This is a genomic window from Geitlerinema sp. PCC 7407, assembly GCF_000317045.1.
In the GTDB taxonomy this organism is placed as follows: domain Bacteria; phylum Cyanobacteriota; class Cyanobacteriia; order PCC-7407; family PCC-7407; genus PCC-7407.
In genome coordinates this window covers 4,015,193-4,035,514 of record NC_019703.1, presented here as the reverse complement: position 1 = coordinate 4,035,514, position 20,322 = coordinate 4,015,193, and the positions used below count along the sequence as shown (strand labels likewise).

General features: G+C 59.5%; 12 protein-coding genes. 10 read left to right on the top strand and 2 right to left on the bottom strand.

The genetic code is table 11. The features are described 5' to 3' along the window. Positions 1 to 95: 95 nt before the first annotated feature. Positions 96 to 1,667 carry an MBOAT family protein gene (locus GEI7407_RS16375; protein WP_015173319.1) on the bottom strand — a complete coding sequence of 524 codons (1,572 nt, stop codon included), beginning with the start codon at positions 1,665 to 1,667 and terminating at the stop codon, positions 96 to 98. 273 nt (positions 1,668 to 1,940) lie between these two features. Beyond that, complete coding sequence (locus GEI7407_RS20785) at positions 1,941 to 2,246, bottom strand: Calvin cycle protein CP12 (RefSeq protein ID WP_015173318.1); 306 nt, start codon at positions 2,244 to 2,246, stop codon at positions 1,941 to 1,943. A 374-nt stretch (positions 2,247 to 2,620) separates the two neighbouring features. Here GEI7407_RS20785 and hpsE (GEI7407_RS16365) point away from each other — a divergent pair, with 374 nt between their 5' ends. The 10 genes from hpsE (GEI7407_RS16365) to hpsB all read left to right on the top strand — a co-directional run bounded on the left by hpsE (GEI7407_RS16365) (position 2,621) and on the right by hpsB (position 20,243). Continuing rightward, positions 2,621 to 3,616, top strand: coding sequence for a hormogonium polysaccharide biosynthesis glycosyltransferase HpsE (hpsE, locus tag GEI7407_RS16365; protein WP_015173317.1), 996 nt, complete (start codon positions 2,621 to 2,623; stop codon positions 3,614 to 3,616). A gap of 40 nt (positions 3,617 to 3,656) precedes the next feature. Beyond that, positions 3,657 to 4,637, top strand: a complete 981-nt coding sequence (hpsE, locus tag GEI7407_RS16360) for a hormogonium polysaccharide biosynthesis glycosyltransferase HpsE (protein WP_015173316.1) — start codon at positions 3,657 to 3,659, stop codon at positions 4,635 to 4,637. Then, positions 4,634 to 5,806: a glycosyltransferase family 4 protein gene (locus tag GEI7407_RS16355; protein WP_015173315.1), complete on the top strand. Its 1,173-nt coding sequence runs from the start codon at positions 4,634 to 4,636 to the stop codon at positions 5,804 to 5,806. Before hpsE (GEI7407_RS16360) ends, GEI7407_RS16355 begins: the two co-directional genes overlap by 4 nt. A 22-nt stretch (positions 5,807 to 5,828) precedes the next feature. Then, positions 5,829 to 6,911 carry a polysaccharide pyruvyl transferase family protein gene (locus GEI7407_RS16350; protein ID WP_015173314.1) on the top strand — a complete coding sequence of 361 codons (1,083 nt, stop codon included), beginning with the start codon at positions 5,829 to 5,831 and terminating at the stop codon, positions 6,909 to 6,911. A 59-nt stretch (positions 6,912 to 6,970) separates the two neighbouring features. Further along, positions 6,971 to 8,176, top strand: coding sequence for a hypothetical protein (locus GEI7407_RS16345; protein ID WP_015173313.1), 1,206 nt, complete (start codon positions 6,971 to 6,973; stop codon positions 8,174 to 8,176). Between the two features lie 140 nt (positions 8,177 to 8,316). After that, positions 8,317 to 10,308 (top strand): molecular chaperone HtpG, encoded by a 1,992-nt coding sequence (htpG, locus tag GEI7407_RS16340; RefSeq protein ID WP_015173312.1) that lies wholly within the window; start codon positions 8,317 to 8,319, stop codon positions 10,306 to 10,308. A 92-nt stretch (positions 10,309 to 10,400) separates the two neighbouring features. After that, a complete protein-coding gene (locus GEI7407_RS16335) occupies positions 10,401 to 13,097 on the top strand; it encodes an O-antigen ligase family protein (protein WP_015173311.1) in 2,697 nt (898 codons plus the stop codon). Between the two features lie 97 nt (positions 13,098 to 13,194). Continuing rightward, positions 13,195 to 13,431, top strand: a complete 237-nt coding sequence (gene rpmB / locus GEI7407_RS16330; protein WP_015173310.1) for a 50S ribosomal protein L28 — start codon at positions 13,195 to 13,197, stop codon at positions 13,429 to 13,431. Between the two features lie 687 nt (positions 13,432 to 14,118). Further along, positions 14,119 to 19,491, top strand: a complete 5,373-nt coding sequence (gene hpsA, locus GEI7407_RS16325) for a hormogonium polysaccharide biosynthesis protein HpsA (protein WP_015173309.1) — start codon at positions 14,119 to 14,121, stop codon at positions 19,489 to 19,491. A 65-nt stretch (positions 19,492 to 19,556) separates the two neighbouring features. Beyond that, positions 19,557 to 20,243 carry a hormogonium polysaccharide secretion pseudopilin HpsB gene (gene hpsB, locus GEI7407_RS16320; RefSeq protein WP_015173308.1) on the top strand — a complete coding sequence of 229 codons (687 nt, stop codon included), beginning with the start codon at positions 19,557 to 19,559 and terminating at the stop codon, positions 20,241 to 20,243. Positions 20,244 to 20,322: the final 79 nt, after the last annotated feature.

Genomic DNA, 20,322 nt, shown 5'->3' with positions numbered 1-20,322 from the left:
ACCCTATCAGCATCCTTGCGCCGACGCCGGGGGAAGGGCGATCGCCCCCAGAGCCCACCCCAAGACCGGCCCCAAAACTGCCCCCAAAACTGCTCCTAAAACTGGAAATACAAAAATTCCGTCGGCTTGGCCAGCGACAAAATGCTGTAGGCTGCGAGGCCGCTCATCACCAGCGACCAGCCCAGGGTCGGCCGCCAGCGCAGGCGTCGCCAAACGCCCGACAGTCGCCCTTCGCCGGGTCGACTGGGGAAGTCCAGCGCAGGGCGGTACTTGGCCAGCCACTCCTGGGTATTGGGGAAGTACCAAGCCACGATTAGCAGCCCGCCAATCCAGGCGATCGCCGATCGCGAAGGCAGCTTCGTGGGGCCTTGGAGCCCCGCAAACTGGACCCCCCAAGCCTGCAAGAAGCCCAGCACCGGCTCAAAGCTGGCCGGCAGCGAAATGCCATTGCCGCCAAACATGGCCTTGAGGATCAGCAGCGCCGCCTCCAGGTTCGCCGCCCGGAACAGCACCCAGCCCACCACCACTGCCCCAAAAGTCAGCGCCCAGCCGCAGCCCTGGGCCACGGGATGGGGCCGCTTGAGATCCACGCCCAGCCTCTTGAGGAGCGATCGCCACCCATGGTTAATCACCAAGTAACTGCCGTGGAGGCCACCCCACAGCACAAAGGTCCAGCCCGCGCCGTGCCACAGGCCGCCCAGCAGCATGGTCACAAACAGGTTGAAATATCGCCGCAGTTCGCCCTTGCGGTTGCCGCCCAGGGGAATGTAGAGATAGTCCCGCAGAAACCGCGACAGCGTGATGTGCCAGCGCCGCCAAAAATCAATCATGCTGACGGCTTTGTAGGGAGAGTGAAAGTTGAGCGGCAGCCGAATGCCAAACAGCCGCGCTGCGCCCATAGCCATGTCGGAGTAGCCCGAAAAATCAAAATAAAGCTGCAAAGTGTAGGCCAGAGCACCGCACCACGCTTCCCCGAAGGCAGGGGTTCCTCCCTGGGCCGCCATATCAAAAACCGGCGTCGCGTAGACGGCCACGCTATCGGCAAAGATGACTTTCTTGAACAGACCCAGAGAAAAAATCGTTAGACCCACCGATAAGTTGTCATCTCGAAGCTGATAGATCGAGCGGTCCTGAAACTGGGGCATCACCTCGCGATGGTGAACAATGGGACCGGCAATCAGCTGCGGAAAGAAACTCACAAAAAGACAGTATTTAACAAAGTTGTATTCTTTGGTTTCTTGATTGTAGGCGTCAATCAAATAGGTGATTTGCTGGAAGGTGAAAAAGGAAATTCCCAGCGGCAAAATAATGGAGCCCAGGGTCCAGTCGCTGCCCAAAAGGGTGTTCACATTGCTGAGGAAAAAATTGGCGTATTTGTAATAGCCAATCAGGGCCAGGTTGACCACAATGCCAAAGCCCAGCAGCAGCTTGCGGCTAAATCCCAGCCAGTCGCGGTGGCTGAGGGTGGAGCCTACGAGGTAGTTGAAGCCGATGGAAAACGCGAACAGGGCTAGATAGGGCGGGTTCCACCAGGCATAGAATCCCAAAGAGGCGATCGCCAGCCACGCAAGGGCTGCTTCAGTCCAGTTGCGGCGTCCTAGCTGGGCAAACACCCACAGCGTCACCGGCAAAAATAACAGAATGAATTCGTAGGAGTTGAATAGCATGGCGTCGGCAGGGCGCACGTGTGCTAGAGCTTCGTTCCATCCTACGCACAGAGCCTGAGGGACGCTAGGGGATTCTCCGTATCTTCACGGACGAAACCTGAGTTTTGCTGTTCGCCCCAGGGGACATGAAGCTCAAGTCAAGGAGGAGGCTTGAACCCTCTGATTTGGCACCAGGTTTTAAAATGCGATCGCCTCCCGCAAGACGAGTGTGGGAGGCGAAGCAGAGAGCCGACGGTGAGGAGCGTTGCCAAAGATCGCCCAGGGATTTAGAGCCTAGACGTCGTACATCCGCGCTTCTGGCGCGTCGGGAAATTCTTGGCAGTAGGCTTCTAGGGGGCTAGCGGCTCTGAGGCGCTGGTGAGCGGCCTGGGCGAGCAGCTCTTCGACGGCTTCCCAGGCGATCGCCGCCTCGCTGGAATACAGACCGTAGTGGTCCGTCATAGCCCGCGCCTGTTCCCGAGCGGCCTGAATGCGCTCTGCGAGGGAAGCGGTGCTGCTGTAAGGCGCATTCCAGGGACGAGCCGCTTCGCGAGGGCTGAAGCGAGAAGCGTTGGGGGTGGAATGGGTAAAGTTAGACATGAAGCATTAAACTCCTTAGATCACTTCACAGCGGAAGCAAGATCTGTGCTAAGAGCGATAATTCCATCCTAGGTTTGGAAGCGGCCCAGGACGAGGAGAGAGAACCGAATCTCGGAGGGGTAGGAAGCCCTACGAGCCATCCGAAAAAGGCGATCGCGTGAGCCTTGCAGGTGAAGGGAATGCTGGGCTCTGATGGCCTTTGGAATAAGTGTTCCCAGACTAAGCATTAAAACTCACTTGCAAATCAACCAATCAACCATTTTTTTGGGTCTGGGAACGCCGATCGCGCGATCGCCCCTGAGCGCGTGGATTTCCGGAAGGAGCTGGGTACCATAGGGGAGATCTTCGCTGGGTGCTGTTTTTCTGAGCTGACCATGGCTTGTCCGCCTCTGCCTGACGCCCTGATGTTGCCGAATTCGTTCAACCTGACGGTGGCGATTTGTACCTATAACGGTGAGTCGCGCCTGCCGTTCGTCCTCGACGCGCTGCGGGGGCAAACGGGGGTTGAGGGTCTGCGCTGGGAAGTAATCGTCATCGATAACAACAGTCAAGACGCCACTCCGGCGATCGTGCAGCGCTATCAGCAAAACTGGCCGCATCAGGTGCCGCTGATCTACGTCCAGGAGACGCGCCAGGGACTGGCCTTTGCCCGCGATCGCGCCATTCAGGCTGCTCGCGGACAGTGGGTCGGGTTCCTCGATGACGATAACTGCCCCGATCCGGGCTGGGTGGCGGCGGCGGTGGCCTTTGGGCGCGATCGCCCCCAGCTGGGCGCCTTTGGCAGCCGCGTGCTGGGTGACTTTGAGGTACCCCCACCCCCCAACTTCGAGCGGATTCAGCCGTTCCTGGCCATCATCGATCGCGGCGAAGACCCCCTGCCCTATCTGCCCGATCGCAAAGTCCTGCCGCCTGGTGCCGGGCTGGTGGTGCGGCGCGAAGCCTGGCAGGCCCACGTACCGGAAACCCTCGTCCTGGCGGGCCGGGTCGGCGGCAGCATGCTGGCCGGAGAAGACCTAGAAGCGTTGCTGCACCTCCAGCGGGCCCAGTGGCAAATCTGGTACAACCCCGCCATGGTCGTGCACCACCGCATTCCCCGCAGTCGCCTGGAGGCCGACTATCTCAAAAAGCTCTTTTTTGGCATTGGCTTGAGCCGCTACCGGACGCGGATGCTGAGTTTCCCGGCTTGGCAGCGCCCCGGGGCTCTTGTGCTCTACGCCCTCAATGATGGCCGCAAGATCCTGCGTCACCTGCTGCGCCATCGCCGCCAGGTCCAGACCGATGTAGTGGCGGCCTGCGAAATGCAGCTTTACTGGGCGAGCTTGATTAGTCCGCTGTTTTTTTGGTTTCGGCGTCCGCCCTCGCTCTCCTAGGCGCGATCGCTCCCTATCCTTACCATGGTGAGATTTCTGCGTGGATTTTAGCGTTGCCATTTGCACCTATAACGGCGCGACTCGCATTCCCGAAGTCCTAGAGGCCCTTCAGGCCCAGACCCAGCTCGGGGCGATCGCCTGGGAAATCCTCGTCGTGGACAACAACAGCACCGACGACACCGCCGCCGTCGTCGCCCGCTATGCCCAGGCGTGGTCCCTCCCCCACAGCGAAATTCGCTATTGCTTCGAGGGGCGTCAGGGGGTGACCTATGCTCGCCAGCGGGCGGTGGCCGAGGCCCGCAGCGACCTGATCGGCTTTCTAGACGATGACAATCTCCCCGATCCGACCTGGGTGGCGGCGGCCCATGCCTTTGGCCAGAGCCATCCCCAGGCCGGGGCCTACGGGGCGATCGTCCGCGCCAAGCTGGACGCACCGCCGCCGGACTATTTTGAGCAGGCCAAAAACTTGATTGCTATCCAAGATCGCGGTCCGGAGCCCTTTTGCTATCAGCGCACGGCCAAACCTCGCCGAATCCCGATCGCCCCTGGGTCGGTGGTGCGCAAGCAGGCCTGGCAGCAGAGCCTGCCGCCGCGCCTGCTCCTCGGGGGCCGCGACGAGAAGCACCAGACCTTCCTGGGCTCCTGCGAAGACTTGGAAGTGTTGTACTACATCCAAAACGGCCCGTGGGAGGTGTGGCACAATCCAGCCATGGTGGTCTGGCACCACATTCCTCCCCATCGCTTCGAGGCGGCCTATCTGCGCAAGCTGGCCCGCACCTCGGGCTTGTCCAATCACGCCCTGCGCATTGCGCGCTGGCAGCAGCCGTGGCAGCGGGCCTTGATGCCGGTGCTGACCCTGGGCTACGGGGTCGTCGACGCCTACAAAGTCGCTGCTTTCTATCTCCAGTTTCGCGGTCAGCTGGCCGCGGACCCGGGCAAGGCCTGGGAAATGGAGGCCCGTCTGGGGCGGCTGCTCAGTCCGTGGATGTTTTGGGGCCGGCGGCGGGAGGAGGGCCAATGAGGATAGCCTGCGTGACGGTGTACGATGTCCAGCGCCCGGAGACCTGGCCGACGACGCAGCCGGGCCTGTGTCAGGCGGGCCAGCACATTACTCAGCAGCTGCTGGCGCGGGGGATGGCGGTGGACTTCATTGGCGGTCTGCGCAAGCGCCCTTCTCTGCGGACCAAGGTGAAGTGGAATCTTTATCGCCGCTGCTTTGGCAAGGATTACTATCGCTGGGCGGAGCCGGTGATCGTGCGGGACTATGGCCAGCAGGTGATGCGTCAGCTTCGCACTTCGGCGGCGGAGGTGGTGCTGTGTCCCGAAAATGTTGTGCCTGTGGCGGCGCTCAACGCCGATCGGCCAGTGGTTTTGTGGACGGATGCGCCCCTGGGCGCGCTGATTGATTTTTATCCTTACCTGAGCAATCTGTGCGGGGAGACGCGGCGAAATATTTTGGCGATGGAGCGGCGATCGCTCGAGGGCTGCGCGCGGGTGGTCTATACCTCGCAGTGGGCGGCTCAGCAGGCGATCGCCCTCTACCACCTGGACCCGGACAAAGTCAGCATGATTCCCTGGGGGGCCAATCTGGACTTTGCGCTGAGCCGCGCTGAAGTAGAGAGCTTGATCGAGCAGCGATCGCCCCAGCCTTGCCGGCTGCTGTTTTTGGGGGGAGATTGGCAGCGCAAGGGCGGCGAAGTGGCGCTGGCGGTGGCCGAGGCCCTCCGGCAGCGGGGCATCCCCACGGAGCTGTGGGTAGTCGGCGGGGTGCCGCGCGCCCGAGCGACCTGGCCGGACTGGGTGAAGATCCTGGGCTTTTTGGACAAATCCACGGTGTCCGGGCTGACCCAGCTGCGATCGGTGATTTCGGGAGCGCATTTTCTGATTTTGCCGACGACGGCGGACTGCTCGCCCCACGCGCTGGCGGAGGCCAATGCCCTGGGGGTGCCCTGCCTAACGACTCAGGTGGGGGGAATTCCGTCGATTATCACTGAGGGCCGCAATGGCCGCTGTTTTCCCTTGGATGCCCCTGCGGCGGACTATTGCGACTATATTCAGCCGCTGATGGAAAACCGCGATCGCTACCGAGCCTTGGCGCTGACTGCCTTTGAGGAATATCAGGCTCGCCTGAACTGGCGGACCATTTGCGCTGAGGCGGCTCAGCTACTCGAAGCCGTTGTTCGCCCTTGAGACAGGACCCAGCAAGATCATCATGAGTCTAACGACGCCCGCTGCTCTCAAGTCTGCCCTGCACGATGCGCTGGCGGCCCTGCCTGCCTTCGAGACCTGCGCGCTGCTGGACTATCCCAACTATCTCAACGTGGGCGATCACCTGATTGGGCTGGGCACGCTGCTCTATCTCACCCAAACTCGCGGTGCTCGAGTCTCCTACGTGGCCAATCCCAAGAATTTTTCGGAGGCTGATCTGGCGGCGCGGGTGGGGGAGGGGCCGATCCTGCTCCAGGGCGGCGGCAACTTTGGGGACATTTGGCCGGTGAATCAGGCGTTTCGAGAGCGCATCGTGGAGCGCTATCGCGATCGCCCGCTGATCTTGCTGCCCCAGACGCTGCACTTCCGAGAGCAGGCGGCGCTGGAGCGAGTGGCCAAGCAGTTTAACGCCCACCCAGATCTGACTTTGGTGCTGCGCGATCGCCGCAGTTACGCCACGGCGCAGCAGTACTTTGACGGCTGCAAGGTGCTGCTTGCGCCGGACATGGCGTTTCAGCTGGCAGGCCTCGTGACGCTGCCCTTTCCGCCGCGCCAGTCGCCCCTGCTCTACCACTGCCGCGACGACCGGGAGCTCAATGCGGATTTTGGCGAAGCTCTGGCCCAGGAGCGCGCCTGGGTAATGGCGGACTGGTCGGCGGGGCGCTGGTGGTATCGAGACACGGTGCCCCGACCGGAGGCGATTTACTGGCGGGTGCCGGGGCTGGTGCGGCTGGTGCGGGAGGGCTGGCAGCGGGGACTGGCGACGCCCGGTGAGTGGCTCTCGCGCCAGCAGTGGCACCGCTCAGGGGCGATCGCCCAGGCGAGTCAGCGCACCGATGGGGCCGTCCTGCGCGGCTCGTGGGACGTGGCCCACAGCGGCCTGTACCAGTTCAGCCGCTATCGCCGGGTGGTGACCAATCGCCTGCACGGCCACATTTTGTGTGTGCTGGCGGGGATTCCCCACGTTTTCTTGCCCAATGCCTATTTCAAGAACGAGGCGTTTTACGAGACCTGGACTTGTGACATTCCCTGGGGCCGGTTTGCGCGTTCGGCGGCGGATTTGCCCACTCTATTGATGGACCTGTGATGGACCTGCCCGAGCGTCGGGCTGAAAACCTGCTGTACCCTGCATGAGGAAGGCGTTTCATGGCTTCACGACAGCTGCACCTCTGGCCCGAGGCCCCGACCGTGACGGAGGATTTGCTAACGGCGATCGCGACTTTGGAGCTGTGGGACGGCAGCCGCCACTCCCTGTGGTACCGCTTCCCGGTGGCCCATCGGGAGGCCCTGACGACCCAGATGGACCCCTTTGTGATGGGGACGCTCTTTTTGGCGATGCGGCGGCGGGCGGACCTCCAGATCCACGGGACGGCGTCCCCGGTGCTGCTGCGCAACTTGACCGAGTTTCAGGCGGCCTGGTCGGAGTGGCGATCGCACTGGTACCAGCCGGTGGACTTGCAGGCCGATCGCGAGGCGGAGGCCGAAGCCGCCCAGTACCCCGGGGCGATCGCCACTTTCTCGGGCGGCGTGGATAGCTGCTTCACGGCGTTTCGCCACGCCAAGGGACTCTGCGGGCGATCGCAGCAGCCCCTGAAGGCGGGCGTGATGGTGCACGGCCTCGACATTGCTCTAGATCAAGAGGAAGCTTTTTGGCGAGCAGCGGCGCGATCGCAGGCCATGTTAGCCAGCCTGGGCCTAGACCTGATCCCCGTCCAGACGAATTTTCGAGCGCTCTTGGCGGGCCTCGGCCTGAACTGGGAGGACATTTTCGGCGCGGGTCTGGCCTCCTGTCTGGCCCTCTTCCAGGGCCGCTACACCACCGGCTTGATCCCCAGTTCGTTTCCCTATCGGGCGCTCTCCTTTCCCTACGGCTCCAACCCGGTGACCGATCCGCTGCTGTCGAGCCACGCCTTTCGCGTGGTTCACGATGGGGCCGTGGCGGCCCGACTGGAGAAGATGCGGGCGATCGCCCAGTGGCCCGACGCCCTGGCCAACCTGCGGGTCTGCTGGCAGGGCGCTCTGGCTGACCGCAACTGTGGCCGCTGCGAAAAGTGCATTCGCACGATCCTCAACTTTCGCATTTTGGGGGTGGGGCTGCCCCCGTGCTTTGAGGCCGACATCAGCGATCGCGCGATCGCCGAAACCCTGGTCGAGGCTGGCCCCTTGACCGAAATGGAGCGTGTCCTCGAAGCCGCCCAGGCCGCCCAAATCACCGAGTCCTGGGTCAGCGCCCTAGGGCAGTGTATCCGGCGCAGCCGCCGCCACGCTGCCTTGCAGCGATCGCGCACCTGGCTCAAGGACCACTTGCCCGATCCCCTGCTCCAGGCGGGCCGCCGACTGCGCCGCCCCTAGCGCCGCGCACCGCCGAAACCACGCCCAAGGTAGGGAAATCCGAATGCCTGAGGGTGGGGCAACCCCGACGCAAAACCGGGGCCAATGGCGCAAGATGAATCCTGAAGTGATCTGCGGCAACTCAACGCTGGATAAAACCTATGGCAACAATCCTGGAGCAGGGCAACATCACGATTCATACGGAAAATATTTTTCCGATTATCAAGAAGTCCCTCTACTCAGAGCACGAAATCTTCTTCCGGGAACTGGTGTCCAACGCAGTGGACGCCATTCAAAAGTTGCGGATGGTGGCCCACGCAGGTGAGTTCTCGGGCGACGCCGAGAACCCCGAAATCACCATCACCCTCGACAAAGACCAAAAGACCCTCGCCATCTCGGACAATGGCATCGGCATGACCGCCGACGAGGTCAAGCAATACATCAACCAGGTTGCCTTCTCCAGCGCTGAGGAATTTGTCGAAAAGTATCGCAAAACCGCTGACGACCAAATCATTGGCCACTTTGGCTTGGGCTTCTATTCCGCCTTCATGGTGGCTCGCCAGGTCGAGATCGATACCCTCTCCTACAAAGAAGGCGCTCAGGCCGTCCACTGGACCTGCGACGGGTCGCCGCGCTTTGAGCTGAGCGAGTCGGAGCGCACGGAGCGCGGCACCACGGTCACCCTGACCCTGATGGACGAAGAGGTGGAGTACCTCGAAGCGGGCCGGGTGCGCCAGCTAGTGAAGCGCTACTGCGACTTCATGCCGGTGCCGATCAAGCTCGACGGCGAGCAAATCAATCGCCAAAAGGCCCTGTGGCGGCAGTCTCCCCGCGATCTGACCACTGAGGACTATCTGGAGTTTTACCGCTATCTCTACCCCTTCCAGGAAGATCCCCTGCTGTGGGTGCACCTGAAGACGGACTACCCCTTCTTGCTCAACGGCATTTTGTATTTCCCCAAGCTGCAGCCCGATGTGGACGTGACGCGGGGCAATATCAAGCTGTTCTGCAATCAGGTCTTCGTGAGCGACAACTGCGAAGAGGTGATTCCCAAGTTCTTGCTGCCGATGCGGGGGGTGATCGACAGCCCGGACATCCCGCTGAATGTTTCCCGGAGCTATCTCCAGGGCGATCGCACGGTGCGCCGCATCGCAGACTTCATTGCCAAGAAGGTGGGCGATCGCCTCAAGGAGCTGTATCGCGACAACCGGACGGACTACATTCGCTGCTGGAAGGACATCGGCACCTTCGTCAAATTCGGCTCCCTCAACGACGACAAGTTCAAAAAACAAGTTGAGGACATCTTGATCTACCGGACCACGGCGGATCTGGCGTCCCAGACCGAAGCGCCGGCGGTGGAGGTGCAGTCCGAAGGGGATGACCTGTGGCAGTCGGTGGCCGAAGACGGCACGCCCAACAACACCCTGGACGGCCAGTCCTACACGACGCTGCAAGAGTATCTGGCCCGCACCAAGGACCGTCACGAGAATCGCGTGTACTATTGCAGCGATCCGGTGAGCCAGGCGACCTACGTTGACCTGCACAAGCAGCAGGGCCTTGAGGTGCTCTACCTGGATTCCTTCATTGACAGCCACTTTGTGACGTTCCTGGAGCGGGAGTACTCCGAAGTCAATTTCGCGCGGGTGGACGCGGACCTAGACGAAAATCTGCTGGACCGCGACCAGGCTTCTGAAATCGTCGATCCGGCGACCCAAAAAACGCGATCGCAGCGGATTCAGGACATCTTCCAGCACGCCCTCAATCGCCCGAAGGTGACCATCCGCACCGAAGCCCTGAAGTCGGACGATCCCCAGAAGACGCCCCCGGCCATGGTCCTGCTGCCCGAGGCGCTGCGCCGCCTGCGCGAGATGAACGCGCTGTTGCAGCAGCAGACGGTGGAGTTCCCCGAGGAGCACACCCTGGTGGTGAATACGGCTCACCCGCTGATTCAGCACCTGGAGGCGCTCCAGCAGGGCAGCGTCATCCAAGGGGAAGGCGCGTCGCCATCGGCGGAGCTGGCGGAGATGATTTGTCAGCACGTTTACGATTTGGCGCTGATGTCCCAGAAGGGCTTTGATGCCGATGGCATGAAGACCTTTGTGGAGCGATCGAATCAGGTGCTGACGCGGCTAACGGAGCGGGCAGCTCGCTAGGCGATCGCAACCTACAGGGACACTCCAAAAAGTCCCTGTAGGTTGCGGAGAGCGAGGGGGTACTCTGTAGGCGTAGCGTCTTGCGATCGCCCATGCCCTCGTTGACTTCCACTTTGCGTTCGTTTCGGCTGCGCTGGCCCCAAGTGCGCTGGCAGTGGTTCTTCTGGATTCTAGGAGGACTACTGCTAGCGCCTTTTACGTTTTGGCCCAACAGCTACGGCCTGATGGTGCGCTGGCCTTGGGTGATGGTGTGGCAGCTGGGCTTTTGGGCGATCGCCCTGGGCGTGACGCTGCGGCTTTGGCGGCTCAGGCAGCCCTTTCGCCTGCTGGGGCACCAGCTCGACTGGGGGGTGGCGCTGACGCTGCTGGCGCTGATTTTTTCGACGCTGTTTGCCAGTCAGCCAGAGCCGCCGGCCTGGTATCTGGTGATGGCGGGCAGCTACGGCGTGCTGCTCTACGCCCTGGTGAATGGGCTGGGCGGCGATCGCCCCCTGACGCCAGACGCTCCGCCGCCTCCGCCGGAGGCCCCTGAGGCGGTCGAGGCGGTCGAGGAGCCGCGACCCGAGGCAGCAGAGCCGCCGCCATTGGAGCCTTTGGCTGAGCCCGAGAGCGACCAGCGGCGCTGGTGGCTGTTTCGGGGAGTGGCAGCGCTGGGGGGCGTGACCAGTATCGTCAGCTTGGCGCTGTGGGGGCTGAATTTCGCGAATTTATCCGTTGCTGCTAACCCCTATCCCTTCGGGCATCCCGAGTTTGTGGCGGGCTATGGCCTGCTGGTGCTGCCCTGGGTGGGGGCGATCGCCCTGGGAGAGACGGGCCTGGGACGCTGGCTGGGCCTGGGCGGCACGGCGCTGATCTTGATCATGATCGGTACGACGGGGTCTTGGGCGGCGGGTCTGGTGCTGCTGGCGCTGCTGATCGGGGGAGCGATCGCCCTGGGCCAGCGCTATCGCAGCCTGGGCCTGAGCCGCTCGGCCTGGCTAGCCGGGATTCTGGCCTCGCTGGCGGCGATCGCGGCGGTCCTGCTGCACCCGCGCGTCCAGATCTGGACCCTGCTGCAATCCCAGAGCCCCCTGCGCCTGGAGCTGCTCCAGCGGGGCCTGCTGGTCCATGCGGCCTGGGACCTGTGGCGCGATCACCTGTGGTTTGGCGCGGGCCTGGGCAATACCATTCGCCTGTTTAATCTCTATCGCCCCATCGAGGCTGGCCCCACCCTGATTCAGGTGCAGCAGTTCCAGAGTTTGCCGATCCAGATCTTGGCGGAGCTGGGACTGGTGGGGGTCGTGGCGATCGCCCTGGGGGGCGTTCTTTTGGGGCGGCTGGTGTGGCGCTTGGCGGGACGCTTTCAGGGACGCGATCGCCTGATATTTTGGGCCTGCACCAAGAGCCTGCTGATCTACGGTTTGTTTAGCCTGAGCGACTTTCAACTCGAAAACATTGGCATCAGCCTGACCCTCACCGCCGCGATCGCCCTTTTGGTGAATCTGGCCCACACCCTGGAGCCGCCGCCGGTGGTGAGGGTGCCCCTGCTGCGTCGCTATCTGGGAGCTCTGGGCCTGATTCTCTTGGTCGAAGCCGCGATCGTCTGGCTGCCCGTGGACCGAGCCATGGGGCTGGGGCGACTGAGTTTCTTGGCTCTCCAGCAGGAGGACACGGCCACCTTTGAGCAGCTCGGCAGTGCGGCCACGGGCTTGACACCCTGGGATCCAACCTATGAGTTTCACCTGGGCACGCAGCTTGCTCGCTTGGCCAACACCGATGACCCGGCTCAGGCGGCTGTGCCCAATGCCGAGGCAGACCCAGCGCTGGCGCGCCAGCTGGCGGAGGCGCGGCTACACCTCGAGCAGGCGGTGGGCATCGCGCCCAGCGATCCGGTCTTTAACAAATACGCGGGGGCGCTGCTGCTGGAGGCCGACGCAGCGACGGCGGCCCGCTACCTGCGCCATGGGATCCAGCTGATTCCCCGATCGCCCTACCTCTACGGAATGCTGGGCACGGCCTACGTGTACCTCAACAATTCCGAGAACGCCATCAAGGCCTTTGCGGTGGAGGGCCTGATCAATCCTGCTTTCTTGACCAATCAGCTCTGGCAGCGAGAGCCCCTGAGTGCCCTGCTGCCCCGCGTGGCGGAGGCGACGATCAAGCTCTATGACCAGGCGATCGCCCAGGTGTCGCCCCAAACCCCCGGCGCGATCGCCCTCCAGCACAACCAAGCCGCCCTGCGCTGGTGGCTCTCGCCAGTGCTGCCAGCGGCGCTCAAATCTGCGGCTGACTCCTCCCAAGATCCGCTGCTGACCGTGCTGCGCCAGATCGATCAAGGCCAAACCGACGCGGCGATCGCCCAGCTCAAGTCGCCCCAAGCCCTGGGCGGCGATCGCGCCTCTAGTCTCCTGCTCCAGGCCTGGCTCGAGCCCGCCAACAGCGCCGTGGACCTGCTGCAACAGGCCAACCTCTACCCGCCCCTCGCTCGCGAGATCCGGCCCCTCCTCCAGAGCCTCAGCGATCGCCGCGATTTTCGGGACTGGCTGCGATCGCTCCACGGCTGGGTGCCCGCCGACCCCGACTGGATCGGCGTCTTCTCCTACCGCAACACCAACGGCCCGCTGCTCACGCGCCTGCCCCGCTCCCTGCCCGAAAATCTCCTGGTCACCCAGCTGGGCCTCTTTCGCCCGCTCCCCGTCGCGCCTGCCCTAGACCGGGCCATCGTCCAGGCCCAGCAGCAAACCCTCAACCTCCAGCGCCCCCGCCTCCGCCGCACCCTGGAAGCCGAGCCCACCCCCGCAGCCCCCTAGGGCTCTGGGCTTTGGCGATTAATTGGTCCTCAGGGCGTTCTTGTATACAATAGGAGGGTTGTACCCACATTGAGCAAGTAGGGGCTAGAGATCTCCCATGAGCCGCAAGTGCCAATTGACCGGCAAAAAGGCAAACAACGCCTACGCCATTTCTCACTCTCACCGTCGAACCAAGAAGCTGCAAGAAGTGAACCTGCAGTGGAAGCGTCTCTGGTGGGCCGAAGGCAACCGCTGGGTGCGTCTGCGTCTTTCGACCAAAGCCATCAAGACCCTCGAGCACAAAAGCCTCTCTGCCTTCGCCAAAGAAGCTGGCATCGACCTCAACAAATTCTAAACGGGCGATCGCGCCCTCGGGCCGACTCCCGATCCTGTCTTGGGTTACCAAGGCAGGATTTTTTTATGAAAATTTGCCAAATTTTTGCTTAACTTCACCCTCTAGGGGGATTTTGACGGGTCCCTGATCGTTTTGTTAGAACAGGTGGGTAAGATAATTGCGGCTAACTTCACACAAAGTTTATTAAAGTTTGCTTCTTAGGTGAAACAGCACCTCCGTATGTAGCGATTTATGCTGAGGTGCCTGAATCAACTAAGGGCAAAAAGCAATAAACAGCGGAAGTTTGGCGCTTTAATTGGAAGCTGCGATCGCCTATCCGGGCAATCCTACGGTGTTTGGAACGCCGCCTTTACGGGCGTATCCGAATAATTAAGGACGAGGCAATATTCGTATCTTCCAGGTGTTACTTTCTACACGATTCTTGCTAAGACAATGGAAACTTTCAATCTGTATTTTTTGAATTTTAGATAAAGACCTTTGAACTGCGCGATCGCCCCTTGAGATCGCAATGGACAATTGCTTCGACAGCGCCCCGACCAGCTGGAGTTTGATCCAGTTTTCGCGCTCTCATATGCTCCGTCCGGATCGGTCTGTGAGCCTCCGGTGGTGACTGTCAGCAACATTCATATCGTGTATTTCGGCCCGCCAAACAGTCTACCGTCCCTTCGCAGACACCCTAGAGCAGCCATGTCTAGCCGCCAGTTCCAAAACATCGTCCAAGCTTTCGTGAGCCAGCTCGAAAAAATCGCCGCCTCCGAGAAATCTCTCAGGCAGCAGCTTCACTGGCTTCTGCGATCGCAAATGCTCACAAACCAGGCCCGCAGCTCTGAAGCGGGCTTCGTGCTGCCGACGGTGGTCATGGTGACTTTGGTGGTGGTGCTGCTGACCACTGCCCTGGTGCTGCGCTCCTTCGATCGCTCCCGCAACGCCCGCAACTTCCGCGTCAACGAAACCGTCCTCAACGCCGCTGCTCCCGCCCTCGATCGGGCCCGCGCCAAAATTGACGCCCTCTTCCGCGATCCGACCCTGCCTCGCTCGACGCCTTCAGAACTGGCGCTCTACAGCGCCATGCAAAATGGCTACACCTTTGACGACGAAGCGCGCTTGACGTTGTCCTATGACAACGATGAAGACGGCACGATCGACGACGAAGCCAATCCACTGCTCAATAACGAGAAATTAAACACAGCCTGGAAGTTTCCTGTTGATACCGACAACAACGGGAAATACGACAGCTTTACGCTGTATGGGCTGTACTTCCGGACCCCCAGCCGCGATGCCAGCAACAACTTCACGCGCGAGCGCAAGCCTCTAGACGCCCGGACGCCTCCCATGGAAGATGGCTCCTTGCCGCCGGAGTGTTCGCAAGGCTCAGGTACAAGCGCAAGCTTGATTGGTGGCTCGGACTGGTACAAGTCCAACGCCACTTTGAAAAAAAGCTTCTTTGTTTACTCAGCAACGGTCCCGATCACGAACCTAGCTGATCTAGACGTCTCAGGTACTAACTCCAACTGGGCAGCTAATCAATTTGAACAGAGAACGGCAGCAGTCGGCAGCGGGTTTTCGGCTCTAGAGTATCAGCAAGATCGCGTCAGAGTTCCCCTGAGCAACAACGCTGTTTGGTTCGAAGACGACCTAGAAGTCGCAGACCCAGGCTCAAACTTCCGCCTCAATGGTCGAGTTGTCACAAACAGCAATTTGCTGGCAGCAGGTCGAAGTGACAGCGCAAGGGTCCTGTTCTATCAGGTCAGCAGCCCGAACTCTTGCTTTTATCAGAAAGAAAATAGCGAAATCATTGTCGCGGGCAATGTCGCGAATGGCAGCGCCCAATCAGCGGCAGATGCTCAAACCTCGAGTCAAGCGCGGACGGTGCTTCATCTCTATCGAGGGGCTGGGGTTGCGCCTGCGGGCGATACCGAATCAGCCCACCGAACCCCTGGTGCTGGCGTCAAAGTCATTAACACAGACAATAAAACCACAACGGCAGCGGGTGGCCAGACAGTCGCGTTTAACAGTCAGGCCTATGAGGCTCGCATTGGCTTGATGCTGGATACCGCGCTGGCAATCCACCGAACAAACCATCCGTCATACAACGCGACCACTAACCCTGAGCCTGCGCCGACAACTGCTAGTGTTACTAGTAATGCTGCTCGTGTCCCACAAGAGGTAGAAGAAGCGTTTGACAAGAGCTTGGCGGTAAACAGCGAGCGCCAATCGCCAAAAAAACCAGAAGATATCTTACGTGAAGAGTACGAACGATATTTTCGTCAGAGAACGCGCAAAGTTCCCTATGCAGACGTTGCTTTTGGTGCGGATGGCCTAGAAGGAAAAACGGCAGCGACTGTCTTTCCGGCGACGGGAGATGTCCGGCCACCGGTAGAGTGGATGTCGCCAGACTCTGCAAATACGGGCCTGACCCTCAAGACTGATGCAACCAATCCTTTGCTGTTCTTGCCTGCTCTAGATCCAGAGCAAGTGCGAGAAGACGGCAGAGAGACACGTACAGGCGATCGCATCATTGTTGGCAATGGTCTCCCCTATATCTGGACCAAGCTGACGACGACTGGCACCTTCAGCTCCTTTGCTGCCGAAAAAGAGCGTCAGCCCGTCTTTAAGGAGCAGACTGCCCAGACAACCCCCCTCTACTGGGACCTGGCTAATGGCTCCCCTGATACCGACGAACAGCGCTATCGCCAAAGCCAAATTGAAAATATCCCTGATCTTGGTGATACCGGTCGCAATGGCTTTTGGGAGCAAGCTGCGGCCAAGCTCCCAGACGTCGAAGGCTACGGCGGACTGCGAGTCATTACGGGCGCGGGCTTGTACTATCGCAGCGGCTCTGGCATTAGCCGCTTGAGTAGTGCGTCATTCCTCTCGCGTCCTCAGCTAGTTTCTGGTCTGACGAATCCTGATCCCCCGGAACTGGCTGGTAATGATGCCGCAGCTTACACCATTGTTTGGCCAGACTCGATGCCCATGAAAGGGGGTAAAGATGCCACTGGTACGCAGATCACTTTGCTGCCAGATTTTCGGATGCGGGCGACGGTCGTTTACCACTACACAACGAGCGCAGGTGCAGACCAAAAGCCGATCGCCTGTGTTAGTAGCTATCTAGATCCCACCGATGCGACATCAAAGCTGAACGGGCCTTATGGTGCGGGTGGGGCAGCGGCTGCCTTTAACGCTAACGCAAGTGGCAGATCCAACAACGGTGTCTCTTTTGCTGCGCCCTATGCGAGCTCCACTGACCGCCTCACCTATCTCCAGAGCAAGCCTGACTATAAGACAGAGCTCATTGCCCAGGCGCAAATGATGTTCCCCGACGGGCGCTTAGCAAACCCGGCCCTGCATGAAGCCCTTGCTAAGCTGGACACCTCCCTTGCTGTCAAGTCAAGTGCGACCTTCACCCTAGCTGATAAAGCTGCGATCGACGCTGCGCTGTGCGAGTTGCAGATCGCCGATGGCACACTGACGGCAAGCAACACGGTGATTCCCCATGGCGCGATCCGAGAACAAGCTTTCTTGGATGGTCGTCAGGTCAAAGCGCTCAACACCCAGACATCTGGTGACAAGCTGCGCGTCGCTGAGAAGCGCTCAGAACTGCGCACGACTTACGATCTGCCGTTGGAGCAGCGCCAGCCGCTCGAAATTCGAGTCACTGAGCTTGATCTAGAGCTTCTGCGCGGAAAGACAATCGGGTCTCAAGTTGGAACTGCGGGCGAAGCAGATGATGCTCAGGAGTTTCTCTTGCCCAACAGCGGCATCATCTATGCCACTCGGGAAGATGCGCTACCGGATGTGAGCTCGCTAGCGGGGGACAATCCTTCGGTAAGCTCTATTAGTTCCCAGGTAGCACTCACCAGCCCGACCGATTTCAAGCTAGATCCTAGTCGCCGACCGAATGGAATTCGCTTGATCAATGGCAGCGATTTGGCTCGTAAAGATACCTATCGAGTTGCGGAAAAGGGCCTAATCTTGGCTAGCAACCTGCCTGTCTATGTTAGGGGAGACTTTAACCTGCACAAGGATCCAGGTGGCAACACAGTTCGAGAAGAATTTGATCCTGCAACTGATGCTCTGGCAGCGAATTGGTCGAATTTCTACACGCGAGATGATCTAGATCCCAACTTTGCTTGTCGGGCAGGTCAAACAAATGACTGCGATGATGGAGATCAGTGGCGGCCCGCAACGATCATTACTGATGCCATTACGCTGTTGTCTGCCAACTTCTTGGACGGCTCCAGAGTCCAAGGAGACTACGACCTTCGCAACAACTCTGGTAACAGTGCAGCCGGTCGACGAGTGCAAAGTGGCCTGTATGCCAACAACTTTGTAACGACTTACCAATGGTGGTCAGGGAACTCGAGCACTGACACTGTGCCTACAAATGATGCTAAGGTCTCATACTTCATGAACGGCGTGACTCCGGTTCAGCGCCGCCATGATGTCCAAGCCTACGAGACTGAAATCTGTCGCAAGATCCCTGTCTCTGAGTGTGGTCCTATCGACTGGATTCGCTACGTTGATGGTACTGACCCGGTTGACACGGCTGAACCTTCGTTGCCGGGTGATGAGCGCTTCGCGCGTCGAGTTCGCTTCAAGCGCGATCTGGACTCTGGTGTCTATTACTATGATGCGCAAGGATATCCAGAGCCCTATCCCACAACGAAAAGACGAAACTCCTTGTGGTTTGTGACTCGAGATGCGAATGGCAATCGCACCTATGATGCGAACACCAACAATAAGCTCTACGTCAGTTTTGCGGCTGCCAATCAAGGCTTGCCATCCCTCGGGGGCCTGCGGGGCTTAGCTGCGGCGAATGACCGATTCCAGGCTACTTTCCCAACTAATGAGACTGCCTTGGATGACCCAATTACAACGTTGGGAACCAATGTACCTCAGGCAGTTAAAGATCAAATTGAAGCACTTTACGATGCTTTTGCTGCCCTGCCATCGACAGACACTATTAGTAGCCTCACTACTGGTACTAGAACTTTGGTTCATCCTGGCGGTGGTGTGAAGGTTTACTCCACGAGCAGCAATCTTCAGATTGGAGGGAATGGTAACAACCCACCTGCAGTTGAATTGACTTTGGAAGGGGATCCCTCATCAATTTTTGTCTTCAAAGTCGATGCTCAGTTTGCGCTGCAAGCTAATGCATCTATTAAGTTGGTAGGAGTTCCTGCGGACAATGTGTACTGGGTGGTCAGTGGCCAGGTTTCCCTGGGCGAAAATAGCGTGATGCGCGGCAACATCATCTCGAAAGCTGCCCTGAAAATTGGTACCTCTCAAGGTGGAGCAACCTTGTACGGGAGAGCATTTACTTCTGCTGCTAACAGCGACAGTAATTTCCTAAACGGCAACTCGTCGATTTATATCCCTGAAGGTGCACAGCCGATTGTTGAGCCTGTCTTGCAGATTTTCAACCCTACGGGTGACCCTGATGCAACGGCTGCGAATGCATTTGGTGGACTTCTGGAAGATCGCTGGCTCATACCTGCTGCGGAGACGACCTTCAATGCTGCCTTTGTTTCTGGAGATAGCCCATCCCATCCCAACGAAAGCAACGGTGGTCTGCTGAACTTTGTTCGCTTCCTAGAGGCATGGCCCAACGCTGCGAAGATCAGCGGCAGCTTTATCCAAAATCGCCGTAGCGCCTACGCAACTGGTCCCTTCCAGAGCGTGAGCACTCCGGCTACCATCAGCAACTCCCCATCTACGCTCTTCTTTACGCAGCTCACATCGAACCAGCCTCTGTACCTGTCCAATTTGACTGCATCAGATGGCTATACAGGGTTTAGATACCGAGGTGGTGGTGCCTTCTCGACAGCGCCGTACTATGAGCCTCCTACCAGAACTTGGGGCTTTGATGTTGCGCTGCTGACGCAGTCTCCTGACGTCTTTGCAAACCAGTTCACGATCGAGCCCAATACTCAACCCAATGAGTTCTACCGAGAAGTGGGACGAGATGATCCGTGGGTTGCGACTTTGCTCTGCGCGGAAAATGAAGCTGGAGGCAACGCTGTCAATGATAGCGAGCGACCTACCAGTTGCCCCTAGTGCCTCAGAGGGATTTCCTTAGTACACGCTAGAGCCATCAGTCTACTTGGAGCATCATCAGCCCTATGAGTGCAAAATCAACTAGTTCTCCTGCCTCTAAGAGTCAAGCTGGCTTCACGATTATTGAGTCGCTTGTCGCGATCGTTGTTGTGGCTATTTTGCTGAGCGCGATCGCGCCAGTGATTGTTTTCTCGGTGGCGACGCGTCTTCAGGCGCGTCGCACTGAGGTCGCTACTCAGGCCGCCCGAGCGTATATAGATAGCCTTCGCTCTGGTGACGTGGACGCTCCTCGTAGCATCGTGGCGACTACGGCAGACACGAGTTTTCCGTTGACTACTCCTGCCCATCTGAAGGATTCAAACTATGCAGCACCGACGGCGACAGGGACTTTGACCTGCACGGCCAATGACTACTGCACAGTCCCAGCTCCAGCCAGCGGCGGCAAAGAGCTTTTTTGCTTTGACGCCGATGACGATGGTTTCTGTACAACTACTAGTTTGATGGACATGATTGTCCAAGGATTCCGCTACAACCGGATCACAAACGATCCTGATAAGGGATATCAGCTGGGGGTGCGCGTCTACCGAGCCAGCGCCTTTAAAGACAGTGTGACCCTCAAAAAAACTGATACGCAGGCAACTTTCACGTCAGGAGTAGGTCGTCGAGATCTACCGCTGTTGGAAATGACGACTGAAATTGCGACTCGCGAAACGTCTTACAACGACATTTTCCGGCGTACGTCACAACCTTAGGACACAAGCTATCTTGCTTGAGCTGGGGGCTCATTTTGATCAGCCAGATTCTGTCAAGCTCTGGCGTCTTTATTACTGT

Excerpts from the sequence above, each read along its gene's own strand:
- hpsB (WP_015173308.1), top strand. The coding sequence starts at position 19,557 with ATGAGTGCAAAATCAACTAGTTCTCCTGCCTCTAAGAGTCAAGCTGGC.
- hpsE (WP_015173317.1), top strand. The coding sequence starts at position 2,621 with ATGGCTTGTCCGCCTCTGCCTGACGCCCTGATGTTGCCGAATTCGTTC.
- htpG (WP_015173312.1), top strand. The coding sequence starts at position 8,317 with ATGGCAACAATCCTGGAGCAGGGCAACATCACGATTCATACGGAAAAT.
- rpmB (WP_015173310.1), top strand. The coding sequence starts at position 13,195 with ATGAGCCGCAAGTGCCAATTGACCGGCAAAAAGGCAAACAACGCCTAC.
- GEI7407_RS16375 (WP_015173319.1), bottom strand. The coding sequence starts at position 1,667 with ATGCTATTCAACTCCTACGAATTCATTCTGTTATTTTTGCCGGTGACG.
- hpsA (WP_015173309.1), top strand. The coding sequence starts at position 14,119 with ATGTCTAGCCGCCAGTTCCAAAACATCGTCCAAGCTTTCGTGAGCCAG.
- GEI7407_RS16345 (WP_015173313.1), top strand. The coding sequence starts at position 6,971 with ATGGCTTCACGACAGCTGCACCTCTGGCCCGAGGCCCCGACCGTGACG.
- GEI7407_RS16335 (WP_015173311.1), top strand. The coding sequence starts at position 10,401 with ATGCCCTCGTTGACTTCCACTTTGCGTTCGTTTCGGCTGCGCTGGCCC.
- GEI7407_RS16355 (WP_015173315.1), top strand. The coding sequence starts at position 4,634 with ATGAGGATAGCCTGCGTGACGGTGTACGATGTCCAGCGCCCGGAGACC.
- GEI7407_RS16350 (WP_015173314.1), top strand. The coding sequence starts at position 5,829 with ATGAGTCTAACGACGCCCGCTGCTCTCAAGTCTGCCCTGCACGATGCG.
- GEI7407_RS20785 (WP_015173318.1), bottom strand. The coding sequence starts at position 2,246 with ATGTCTAACTTTACCCATTCCACCCCCAACGCTTCTCGCTTCAGCCCT.